Here is a 12,307-nt window from a genome sequence, read left to right as displayed (position 1 = left end):
AAAATATAATAACATATTTATTTACTTTTAAAAATATATATGTTAATAAAGAAATTAACTTATAATTAAATAATATTTATTTGACAATTCAAATAAATTTGAGTTATTATTTGAATTGTCAAATAAATTATTAGGGGTAATATTATATGAATACAACAAATAAGCAAATAGGAAAAAGCATATCATTTATTTATAGGAAAAAACAAATTTATATAAATGCAAAGCTATGTGAGTATGGAATAGGTTGCTCAGAATACATGTATATTATATCTTTGCCTTTAGATAGTAGTGTTAACTTATCATATTTGTCAAATGAGCTTGGTGTAGACCCTGCACTTACAACAAAAGTTATAAATAGCTTAGTAAAAAAAGAATTTGTTTATAAACATAGAAGTGAAAATGATAAAAGATCTTTCGAAGTATCCTTGACTGAAAAAGGAAAAAAAATAAAACCTATTATTCGAAAAGTTTTAGATGAATGGATGGAGTTAATGACCAAAGGAATGGATGATAAAACAAAAGAATCAATCATAGAAAACTTAGAGATGATGGTAAAAAACATAAAATATAGGTAAACTATATAAAATAACAAAGGAGGAGATAAGTATATGAATCATTCAGCAGAACAAGTTTCAGGAAAAAAAAGATGGATTGTTCTCTTTAGTGTTGTCATAGTAACTTTTATGAGTTGTGTTGATGCTAGCATAGTTAATGTTGCACTTCCAGTTATATCAGGAGATTTAAAAGTTCCTATGTCAGTAGTACAGTGGACAGTTACTACATATTTAATTGTTATTTCAGGTCTTATATTAACATTTGGTAGGTTGGGAGATATTATAGGTAAAGCAAGAGTTTTTAGAGTAGGTATAATAATTTTTACATTAGGTTCTTTACTTTGTGGTCTTTCAAGAAATATTGAATTCTTAATAATTTCAAGAGCTATTCAAGGCCTTGGAGCAGCTTGTACTATGGCTAATAGTCAAGGTATAATTACAGCTACTTTTGGAATAGAAGAAAGAGGTAAAGCTCTTGGAATTTCAGGATTAGTAGTTGCACTTGGAACTATGATTGGTCCAGCACTTGGAGGAATAATATCAGAATTAAAGTGGGAATATATTTTCCTTATAAATATTCCAATAGGTATATTTGCAATTGGATTAGCATTTAAGGTGCTTCCTACAGTTAAAGTTGCTAAAGAAAATAGACCTAAAATTGATTTTATAGGAACAATATTATTTATGATAACAATTATTTCATTAGTTTTAGCAATAACAGAAGGAAGTATATATGGATATACAAATAAATACATACTTATATCATTTGCAATTGCAATAATAGCATTTATAGTATTTATGATTACTCAAATAAAATTAACATCACCAATATTAAATCTTGAAATATTTAAAAATCATAGATTTTCAAAGGGTATAATTACTTCTTTCTTAGTATTTACTGCTACTAGTAGTTATACAATTTTATTACCTTTCTATTATGAATCAGTAAGAGGTATTTCTCCTGGATATAGTGGACTTTTAATGATGGTATTCCCAATTGCATTATCAATCTTTGCACCTTTAAGTGGAAGTCTTTCAGATAAGATGAGAAGAGAGATTTTACCTTTTATAGGACTTATAGTATGTGGAATCGGATTTTTATTAATTAGTACAATAAAACCAGAGACAAATATAGTTTTAATAGCTGTTTACTTATTTATAATGGGGGCAGGAAATGGTCTTTTCCAAGCACCTATGAATGCAGTAGTAATGTCATCAGTTAAAAGAAATCAACTTGGTATTGCAGGAAGCATGAATGGTCTTGTTAGAAACCTTGGAATGATTTGTGGAATAACTTTTGGTACTTCATTACTTTATGGGTTAATGAGTAAAAAATTAGGATATACAGTTAGAGGATTTGTAAGAGGACAAGGAAAAGTATTTGTAAGCTCAATGGATACAGTTTTATTAATAGGAACAATTATATGTTTTGTAGGAGTTTTAATTACACTAAGTATAATTCTTAAAATAAACAAAGAAAGAAAGATGGCTAAACTTGAAGAAGTTAAATAGTAATATAGAAATTAAAGAGCTTATAAATAGTAGTCAAATAGCTATAATTTACTTTACGGGAAAGACTTGCATAGCATGTGATGTAATAAAGCAAAAAGTTGAACTTTTAGTTAAAGATTTCCAAAAGATAAAGTGTGGAGAAATTAGCGGGGAAGAGCACTTAGATATAGCAGCAGAGTATGGAGTTTTTAGTCTACCATTATTAATTCTTTATGTGGATAAAAAGGAAACTTTAAGACTTGGAAGAAATCTTAGCATGCTAGATTTAGAAAGAGATATCGAAAGATATTATAAATTAATATACAATTAATAAAAAGGAGATATATTCTTTTAGAATATATCTCCTTTTTATTTTCAAAAATTAAAATTGAAGTTATATTATAATTTTATAAGTTGTAGATAATGGGATTTATAAAATCAATAAAATGCTTTATAAGGTTATTATTGACAAAATAATGAATAAATAATAAACTATTAACGATTAGCTCATAAATGGTGTATTTTACTTAATAGGGAATAAGGTTAAAATCCTTAACTACCCCAGTAACCGTAAGGATGACGAAATCTCAAAATGTCACTGCATATAATGTGGGAAGGCGAGATAGAGGATGAATCTAAGTCGGGATACCTGCCTTTATGTGAGTACTATAGCCTTCTGAGGGTTGGGCTAAGTAGTACGTATAAATTCTAAAGAATGTATGTATTTATAAGTACTAATCTTTTACCCTAAACTGTATAAAGGGGAGAAATAATAATGAAAAAATTTAAAAGACTACTTGCTGTAATTAGCATTATGATTTTATCTTTAGTAGTTTTAGCTGGATGCGGGGATAAAACAGTTACTATGAAAGATAGAGCAGGAGAGGAGTTTACAGCACCTAAAAAAATTGAGAGAATAATATCTACTGCACCATCAAATACTGAAATATTGGTTGGACTTGGGCTTGGAGATAAAATTGTTGCAATTGATAAATATTCAGCAGATATAAAAGGATTAAATAAAGAAGTTGAAAAAATAGATTTTAGAAATCCTAATGCTGAGGCAATAATAGGTTTAAAGCCTGATATAGTAATTGCTTCTACACATAATAAAGAGGGAGAAGAAGATCCTTTTAAATTAATAAAAGAAGCAGGAATACCAGTAGTTTATGTACCAACTAGTGGAGGTTTTGATGGAATTTATGAAGATATAAACTTTTTAGCGAAACTAACTGGAACTGAAGCAAAAGGTACTGAAATAATTGATGAAATGAAAAAAGAAGTTTCAGAAATTGAAGAAATTGCTAAAAATATAAAAGATAAAAAGACAGTATATTTTGAAATAGGATCATCACCTAATTTATTTAGTTTTGGGAATAACACATTTTTAAATTCAATGATTGAAATTGTTGGAGCTAAAAATATTTTTGCTGATCAAAAAGAATGGATAAGTCCTTCACCTGAATCAGTAATAAAAGCTAATCCAGATGTTATATTGACTAATGAAACATATTTAGAAAATCCTATAAAATCTATTGAAGATAGAGCAGGTTTTAATACTATAAAAGCTGTTAAAGATAAAGCTGTATATGAAATAAATTTAAATGCATCATCACGTCCAAGTCAATATTCAATAATTGCATTAAAGGAAATAGCAAAAGCTATATATCCAAAAGAATATGAAAATATTAAATAATAAAAGAAAATATACATGGCTATGGATACCTATAGTTATATTGATTTTATGTATTGGAACTTCCATTGGAAGTTCCAATATTAATATAAAGGATATTATTAATATAATTATAAATAAGGTATTTAATGTTCCATTACCAAACAATATAAATCCACAGGACGTGGCAATAATTTGGGTAATTAGATTACCAAGAGTTTTATTAGCATTTATTGTAGGAGGAATACTTTCGGTAAGTGGAGCTATTACGCAATCTATCCTAAAAAATCCTTTAGCATCACCTTATACAATAGGTGTTTCGGCAGGAGCTTCTTTAGGAGTTGGAGTATATATAATATTAGGAATTAGTATTCCATTTATAAGTTCATTTTCATTACCTATAATAGGATTTTTATGTGGAGTTATTACTATATTTACTGTAATAATATTTTCTAATAAAGTTGATAGAGGATTTTCAAATAATACTGTAGTTTTGGCAGGAATGGTTTTATCTCTTTTTGCAAGTGCATTATTAACAACTTTAACTGCTTTATTTAGTGAAGATTTAAAATCTATAGCAATGTGGCAAATGGGTTCTTTTTCAATGAAAGGATGGTCATATGTAATTGCTAGTATACCATTTTGCATTATAGGATTATTAGTAGCTTTAAAGTATACAAGAGAAATGGATATTTTAAGTTTTGGAGAAGAACAGGCAATGACTACAGGTGTGGAAGTTCAAAAAGTAAAAAAATATCTTTTAATAGCTGTAGCAATACTTTCAGGAAGTGCTGTGGCTTTAAGTGGTGTAATTGGATTTGTAGACTTAATAATTCCTCATGTAGCAAGAAAAGTTTTTGGTTCAGAGCATAAAATAGTTATCCCAATGAGTTTTATTATTGGTGGAATTTTTATGGTTCTTACAGATATACCTTCAAGAACTGTAATATCACCATCAGAACTTCCTATAGGTGCAATAACTGCAGTTATTGGAGCACCATTTTTTGCATATATTTATTTTAGTAAGAGAAAAAGGAGATAGAAATGTTAGAAATTAAAAATTTATCAAGTGGATATAATGGGATAGACGTAGTACATAATATCTCCTTTAATATTGAAGAAGGAAATAGTATAGCTTTAATAGGTCCTAATGGATGTGGAAAATCAACTATATTAAAAGCAATAGGAAATATAATTGATTATAAAGGTGAAATAAAAATAAATAATAAAGATTTAAAAAGTTTAAAGCGAAAAGATTTAGCTAAAAAGATAGCTTTAATGAGTCAAACTTCAAATATATTTTTTGATTATACAATATATCAAACAGTAGCATTAGGAAGATATCCATATATGGAAGGTATGTTTAAAAGCTTATCAAGTAAAGATAATGAAATAATATCAAAAGCAATTGAAAATGTTGGGTTATATAAAGAAAAGGATAGACTTATAGGTGAATTATCAGGAGGGCAACTTCAAAGAGTTTATTTAGCAAGAGTTTTTGCACAGGAGCCAGATATAATACTTTTAGATGAGCCGACAAATCATTTAGATTTAAAATGTCAAATAGAAATATTATCATACATAAAAAGATGGACTAAAGAAAATAAAAAAACTGTTATAGGAGTTTTACATGATTTAAATTTGGTTCAAATGTTTAGTGAAAGAGCAATTTTAATAAATGATGGGAAAATAATAAAAAACGATAAAGTGGAAAAAGTTTTAAAAAGTAATGAAATAAAAGAAGTTTATGGGCTTGATATAAGGCAATATATGATAGATGCTTTAAAGGCATGGGAATAAAATTTTTTAATTAAGAAATAGTAGTATCTCAAAATTAAAATGAGGGCTACTATTTTTTATTTAAATAAAATATTTAAATTTAATATCCAGTCTAATAAGGCGAAAATTACAAAAAAGTAATTTTACTTTTATTAGATTGTAAGTTAAAGAAATTAAAATTTTAATCATAGAGAATTTATGGGGGAATTTAAAATGAAGAGTTATGATGAAATTGCTTTAAAAGAACTTATAAAACATAAGAAAAGAACAGTATTTACTCTTTTAGGAATAATTCTTGGATTAGCAATGTTAATTTTTTTAGGAGAGGTAAATAATTTAAATAAACAATATGAATTACAGGCAAATAAATATGATACTGGAGATAAACATTCTAAATTTTTAAATATTAATGGAGAACAAGCAAGTAAATTATTAAATAATAGTTTAATAGAAAAAGTTGGATTTACTTATACGCATAGAGAAGTAACTAGATATGAAAATAGTGAAGGATATTCAGAAATAACAGAAGAAATATTTTATGCAGATAAAAACTATCTAGAAAAAATATTAATGAATGATTCCTATGAGATAGAAGGAAGAATTCCTTTATCAGATGATGAAATTATTATAGGAAATAAGAAAACTATAAATAAAAAAATTGGAGATAAAATAAATGTATTAGGAAAAGATAGAGTAGTTGTAGGTTTTATAACAAATATATTGGATATTGGGGCATCTGATAGAAAGATTTTAGGAATAAAAGATGTTAGTCAAATGAAAAGTGTTAATGCCCATATAAAACTTATAAATGAAAAGAATATTGTTAAATCCATAAAAGAAATAGGCAAGGATATAGGAGTTACTGAGTTCTTGAATTGGAATGAAGTATCTGAGGTACCTAGAGATAAACCATTAATAGACTTAAATATAAATAGAATACTTTTATTAGGTGAAAAGATAACATTAGGAAGAGATATATATTATCCAGATAAATCAACTGCGATACTTCAAGGAATATTAATATTAGCTTTAATATTTTTTACGTATATATCTATAAACGCATCAGTAAAAGAAAAGAAAAAAGCTTATTTTATGCTTAAATGTATAGGAGCTAGTAATGGACAAATAAGAAGGTTAATTTTAAAGGAGAGTTTAATTGTATCAGTAATGTCAATAATCCCCGGAATTATTTTAGGGGAGATTATTTTCTTAGGAATTAGAGAAAGACTTTTAGAAATTATAAATGAATATGGAATAGATATTAGAAGTACAATAAATTTTAAAATAATACTAATTGCGGTAATAATATCATTAATAGTTTGCATTATATCAAGTTTAATTCCAATGATATGGGTAAGTAAATTATCACCAATAGAAGGAATTAAAGATGAAAATTTAAAAGGAAGAAAAAAGAAAATTAAATCTAGTTTTATAAGAAAGATTTTTGGATATGAAGCAGAGTTAGCATATAAGAATTTAAAGAGTGATAAAGTTAATTTAATAGGATTAACTTTGGCTATGGTAATTTCATTAACAATATTTAATGTATTTACAAGTTATTATACTTTTAAGTTGAAAGAAGTTAAACAAGATTTAGGAGTTATGACAAGAGATTTAGATATATATAATTTCGTAAATGAAGATGAAAGACAAAGAAAAATAGAAGATGTTTTAGAGAAATATAAAGATTTTGGCAATTATTCTACAAGAACAAGTTATACGCCAGTAGTTAGGATAGAAGGAATAGATAAGGAGGTATTAAAAGATAGTCAAAATTATATATATTTTGATAAAGATGAAAAAGTAATAATATCAAGACAATATGGGTGTATTTTCACAATAAATGATAAATTTTTTAATGATCTAATGCCTTATATTGATGGAAAAAATATTAATTTAGAAGAATTAAAAAAAAATGGAGCAATACTTTTTTCAAATAAAGAAAAGGGAGCTATTTATCCTCCTAAAGAAAGAAATGACATAAGAGTTCTTATGAATTATGAAATAATGGAATATGAAAATTATGAGAGTGAATTAGGAAAGGTAAATAAACCTATTATTCCTAAGAATGCAAAAACAGATGTCCTAGATTTGAACTTAATGGGAACTATTTATTTAGAGACTTTTTTTGGAAGTAGGGAGAATTGGGAAGGAAATTATATAGGAATTATAATTTCAGATAGTTTATCGCAAAATTTGAAATCAAAACAAGGTAAAAAATATGCTTTTGAATTTAACAATAAAAAATTAAGAGATGAATATATGCCTAAATTAGAAAAAGATTTAGAAGAAGTGATAAAAGAAGATGATTATAAAAGTACAGTTTTTAATTCAGTTGAATATTTAGAAGAGGAAACTGCAAAAATGCGATCTATAGCTTTAGTTATATATACTATACTTATTTTGATTATATCTATGAGTATAGTAAGCTTAATAAATATAAGAGACATAATTTTAAATAACAGAAAAAAAGAATTTGGAATTATGTTTGCTGTTGGAATGGACAAAGTTATGCTTAGAAAAAGTTTAATTTATGAAGGGTTAATCCAATGTTTAATAGCTTTAATAATAGGAAATGGAATTACATTGGGGATTTTTAAAGTTATACAAAACTTTGAAAAGAAATTCAGTTTTTCTTATGGAGTAATGATTCTAGGAACATTAATTATAATAATAGTTTCAATTCTAAATACTTTAAATAGTATAAGAAGATTAGGTTTAGATAATCCAGTTGAAATGATTAGAAGTATAGATTAAAGGAGTAAATTATGATTAAGGTAGAAGGTTTAAGCAAGGTTTATGGGAAAGGTGAAACAAAAGTTGAAGCTTTAAAAAATATAAATTTAGAAATAAAAAAAGGTGAAATTATTGCAATTATTGGAGAGTCAGGTTCTGGAAAATCAACTCTTCTTCATATGATAGGTGGAGTTGATAAGCCAACTAGCGGAAAAGTTTATTTAAATGGAGTAGACTTTTCAAAACTTAAAGATAAGAAGCTTGGAATTATAAGAAGAAGGAATATTGGATTTGTATTTCAAGAGTTTAATCTTCTTTCATCATTAACAGTTGAGGAAAATATTGATATGCCAGTTCTTTTAGATAAGGGAAAAGTTGATAAAGAATATAAAAAAGACTTAATTTCAATGCTACATTTAAATGGAAAAGAGAATAGTTTGCCATCTCAATTATCAGGAGGACAACAACAAAGAGTTGCGATAGGACGAGCTTTATCAAATAAACCAGATGTTATTTTAGCGGATGAGCCAACAGGAAATTTAGATAGTAAAACATCAAAGGAAATAATATCTTTATTAAAATACTCCTGTAAAAAGTATAATCAAACTTTAATTATGATAACTCATGATATTTCGATAACTGATGAAGTTGATAGAATTATAAAAATTGAAGATGGAGAAATAGTTTTAGATAAATATAGATAACTTTATAGAGATACCTAATTAAATTTAGGTATCTCACATTTTGTTAGGGAATAATGATATAAAAAGTATTATTATGGTAAAATTAAGAGGGGTGAAATTTTATGAGAATACTTTTAGTAGAAGATGATAGACCAGTTTCTATTGGTATTGAATATAGTTTAAAAAAAGAAGGATTTGAAGTAGTTTTAGCTTTTAGCGTAGAAGAAGGAAAGAAAGCTATAGATAATGAGAAAATAGATATAGCTTTGTTAGATATAACACTACCTGATGGTGATGGATATGAGCTTTGTACATATATAAAAAATAAGAATAATAATATTGGAATAATATTTGTAACTGCTTGTGATGAAGAATGTAATGTAGTTTTAGGACTTGATTTAGGTGGAGATGATTATATAACAAAGCCTATAAGAATTAGAGAGTTAATATCTAGAATAAATGCTATTTCAAGAAGAAAAGGAAAACTGTCAGTTGAAAGTAATTTTAATTTAATAGGTGATTTAAAAATAGATAAGCTTTCGCATACAGTCTTTAAAAATTCAACAGAAATACCTTTAACAAAAGGTGAGTATAAGCTTATGATGATTTTACTAGAAAATAAAGGACAAACTATTTAAAGAGGAAGATTATTAGAAAAGCTTTGGGATATTGACGGAGATTTTGTAGACGCTAATACTTTAAATGTTTATATTAGGAGGCTTAGAGAAAAGATTGAAGATGATTTGAAAAATCCTAAATATATAATTACTGTTAGGGGAATTGGCTATAAATGGGGTGAAAATTAGTGGATTTAAATGAGAGGGGAAAAAATATATTAGTAGCTTCAATATTATTTTTAATATTTGGAGTTTTTTTAATTTTTGCTTTTAATTCAGCTCTAAAAGAAATAAATAATGCTTATATAAAACAAAATATTTCTATTATAGGAACTTTATCAAAAAGTAAAAGTTTTGATGAAAATAAAATTATAGCAACTATAACAAAAGGAAATTATTCTGATTATATTATTGGAAAAGATATATTAGAAAAATATTCTTATAAAGAAGGTTTAGATTTAAGTTTAAACCCAATTATGAATGATATTGAGAAGAATTTATATAGAAATATAATAATAGTTTGGATAACATTATCTTTAATATTATTATTTCTAATTTACTTAAGGGATAGGAGAAATTTCATACTTTCTACAGAGTTAATAAATAGAGCAAATAGAATTATAGAAGGTAAATTTTCAGAAAATAATAAGTATAAACTTAAAGATGGAACTTTTGAAACTTTATATGAAAGTTTTTCACTTATGGAAGATAGAATAAAAAGAGATATAAGTGACCTTAAAAAAGAAAAAATAAATCTTAAAAATATAATAAATGATATAAGTCATCAACTTAAAACTCCGTTAACAGCTCTTATGTCTTATAATTATATTTTAAAAGATTATAAGTAATTATGATATAGAAAGTTTTATAGAACTTAGTGCAGGACAATTAGAGAGAATGGATTGGCTTACTATAACTCTCTTAAAATATGCAAGACTTGAAGGTGATGTAATTGATTATAAAATGGAGGATATATCTATTTTAGATACTATATCTGAAGCTATAGCTCCTTTAAAAATAAAAGCTGAAGAAAAAAATCAAAATATAAATATTAATTATGAAAATGGAAGTTTTATTTTAAGACATGATAGAAAATGGCTTAGTGAAGCTTTAAGTAATATTATTAAAAATGGAATAGAACACACAGATAATTGTGGAAAAATAGAAATTTTAATAAGAGAAAGCCCGATATATTTGGAAGTAGAAATTAAAGATAATGGGGAAGGAATTGAAGAAGATAAGCTTAAAAAAATATTTGAAAGGTTTTATAAAAATAGTTCAGAAAAGAAGCCTAAGAGCATAGGTATAGGATTAGCATTATCAAAATCTATAATTGAAAAGCATAATGGGAGTATTAAAGTTAAAAGTAAATTAGGTGAGTGGACTAGCTTTATTATTACTTTTATTAAGTAAAAAAGTACCATTTATGTTTAAATAAATAATATATGTAATTACGTTGTCAATACTAAAAGACTATGATATTATATAAACCTATAAGTAAATACTTATAAAAGTACATAGAAAAATTAGGAGGTATTATATATGTCAACTTTACCAAATTGCCCAAAATGTAATTCAGAATATACTTATGAGGATGGATTAATGCTAGTTTGTCCTGAATGTGCTCATGAATGGAATTCAAATTCTGAAGAGGTAAATGAAGATGTTTTAGTAGTTAAAGATGCAAATGGGAATGTATTACAAAATGGTGATTCTGTAACTATAATAAAAGACCTTAAGGTAAAGGGAGCTTCTTCAGCTTTAAAAAAAGGGACTAAAGTTAAAAATATAAAATTAGTTGAAGGTGACCACAACATAGATTGTAAAATAGATGGATTTGGAGCTATGAGCTTAAAATCAGAATTCGTTAAAAAAATATAAATAAAAATAGTAGCATTTACATTAAAGAAGTGCTACTATTTTTTTTATATAAAGTAAAATGGGAGAGATAAAATGAAGATTAGGTTTTTGGGTTGTAATATAATTGATATTTTAGATTATTTGAAAGAATATTATAGGAAAAATAATATATTTATAGATGTATTTTGGGAAGAAAGAATCATGCAATCAAATTTTTATAAAATAATGGTTGATGATAACTTCGCTGGGGTATGTGCTGTATATGATAAAAACACTATAATGTCATTTACTTTAAATAAAGAATATTTTCATAGAGGAGATAAGATATTTTCTGAAGTTAAAAAGTTAGAATATGTTACACATGCTTCAGTAGCTACTAGTGATGAAACTTTACTTGGTTTAATACTAGAAAATTATAAAGATATGGAGAAAGATTCATATTACTCAATAGATTCAAAAAGAGAAGTAATGGATAAAAAGAGAATAACGTTAAGACTTTTAGAGGAAAAAGATTTTGAGCTAGCAAATGAAATATCAGAAGAATATTATCCAAGATTAAAAGAAGGAATTTCTAAAAAAGAATTTTATTTTGCTATTGATAATGAAAATATTATTGGACTTGGACATTTTGTTAATGGAATTTTATTCGAAGAACATAAAAATATTGGTATGTATGTTAATTCAAAATATAGAGGCTTAGGCTATGGAACAGAAATATTAATTAGGCTTAAAGAATTAGCATATACTATGGGAAAAGAACCTATATCAGGGTGTTGGGCATATAATCACAACTCATTAAAAACGCAAATAAAAGCAGGGATGAGTCCGAAAACTAGATTCTTAAAGTTTAAAATTTAATCTTTAATATTATTGTCAATTTAATGTTATGTAGTGTAAAATTTAATCTACATAAAA

12 protein-coding genes, 1 pseudogene and 1 riboswitch are annotated in these 12,307 nt (G+C 25.8%); all 13 genes and pseudogenes read left to right on the top strand.

Annotated features, from left to right (window positions below; translation table 11 throughout):
• Positions 1-146 precede the first annotated feature (146 nt).
• The 13 genes and pseudogenes from HMPREF1092_RS12670 (at position 147) to HMPREF1092_RS12615 (ending at position 12,250) form a co-directional block, all read left to right on the top strand.
• A complete protein-coding gene (locus HMPREF1092_RS12670) occupies positions 147-575 on the top strand; it encodes a MarR family winged helix-turn-helix transcriptional regulator (protein WP_002599067.1) in 429 nt (142 codons plus the stop codon).
• Positions 576-608: 33 nt separating this feature from the next.
• Entirely contained in the window at positions 609-2,066 is a 1,458-nt protein-coding gene (locus tag HMPREF1092_RS12665) for an MFS transporter (protein WP_002599066.1), read from the top strand.
• Entirely contained in the window at positions 2,050-2,376 is a 327-nt protein-coding gene (locus HMPREF1092_RS12660) for a thioredoxin family protein (RefSeq protein WP_002599065.1), read from the top strand. The genes HMPREF1092_RS12665 and HMPREF1092_RS12660 overlap by 17 nt, the downstream gene beginning before the upstream one ends.
• 167 nt (positions 2,377-2,543) lie before the next feature.
• Positions 2,544-2,716, top strand: a riboswitch (cobalamin riboswitch).
• A 104-nt stretch (positions 2,717-2,820) separates the two neighbouring features.
• Positions 2,821-3,741 carry an ABC transporter substrate-binding protein gene (locus HMPREF1092_RS12655; RefSeq protein ID WP_002599064.1) on the top strand — a complete coding sequence of 307 codons (921 nt, stop codon included), beginning with the start codon at positions 2,821-2,823 and terminating at the stop codon, positions 3,739-3,741.
• Entirely contained in the window at positions 3,725-4,759 is a 1,035-nt protein-coding gene (locus tag HMPREF1092_RS12650) for a FecCD family ABC transporter permease (RefSeq protein ID WP_002599063.1), read from the top strand. The genes HMPREF1092_RS12655 and HMPREF1092_RS12650 overlap by 17 nt, the downstream gene beginning before the upstream one ends.
• 2 nt (positions 4,760-4,761) lie before the next feature.
• Positions 4,762-5,517: an ABC transporter ATP-binding protein gene (locus tag HMPREF1092_RS12645; protein ID WP_002599062.1), complete on the top strand. Its 756-nt coding sequence runs from the start codon at positions 4,762-4,764 to the stop codon at positions 5,515-5,517.
• 192 nt (positions 5,518-5,709) lie between these two features.
• The gene (locus HMPREF1092_RS12640) at positions 5,710-8,253 is read left to right on the top strand and encodes an FtsX-like permease family protein (protein WP_002599061.1); all 2,544 of its coding nucleotides are present in this window, start codon (positions 5,710-5,712) and stop codon (positions 8,251-8,253) included.
• Positions 8,254-8,264: 11 nt separating this feature from the next.
• Positions 8,265-8,936, top strand: a complete 672-nt coding sequence (locus HMPREF1092_RS12635) for an ABC transporter ATP-binding protein (RefSeq protein ID WP_002599060.1) — start codon at positions 8,265-8,267, stop codon at positions 8,934-8,936.
• A gap of 101 nt (positions 8,937-9,037) precedes the next feature.
• Positions 9,038-9,721 (top strand): annotated as a pseudogene (locus HMPREF1092_RS12630) (response regulator transcription factor).
• Positions 9,721-10,380: a sensor histidine kinase family protein gene (locus HMPREF1092_RS17585; protein WP_002599058.1), complete on the top strand. Its 660-nt coding sequence runs from the start codon at positions 9,721-9,723 to the stop codon at positions 10,378-10,380. The pseudogene HMPREF1092_RS12630 and the gene HMPREF1092_RS17585 overlap by 1 nt, the downstream one beginning before the upstream one ends.
• 49 nt (positions 10,381-10,429) lie before the next feature.
• Entirely contained in the window at positions 10,430-10,945 is a 516-nt protein-coding gene (locus HMPREF1092_RS17580; protein WP_002599057.1) for a sensor histidine kinase, read from the top strand.
• Between the two features lie 129 nt (positions 10,946-11,074).
• Positions 11,075-11,413, top strand: a complete 339-nt coding sequence (locus HMPREF1092_RS12620; protein ID WP_002599056.1) for a zinc ribbon domain-containing protein YjdM — start codon at positions 11,075-11,077, stop codon at positions 11,411-11,413.
• Positions 11,414-11,485: 72 nt separating this feature from the next.
• Positions 11,486-12,250, top strand: coding sequence for a GNAT family N-acetyltransferase (locus HMPREF1092_RS12615; RefSeq protein ID WP_002599055.1), 765 nt, complete (start codon positions 11,486-11,488; stop codon positions 12,248-12,250).
• The last annotated feature ends 57 nt before the right edge of the window (positions 12,251-12,307 follow it).

The sequence above is a fragment of the Clostridium thermobutyricum genome (assembly GCF_000371465.1).
Taxonomy (GTDB): Bacteria; Bacillota; Clostridia; order Clostridiales; family Clostridiaceae; genus Clostridium; species Clostridium thermobutyricum.
This window is presented reverse-complemented; position numbering and strand designations above follow the sequence as displayed.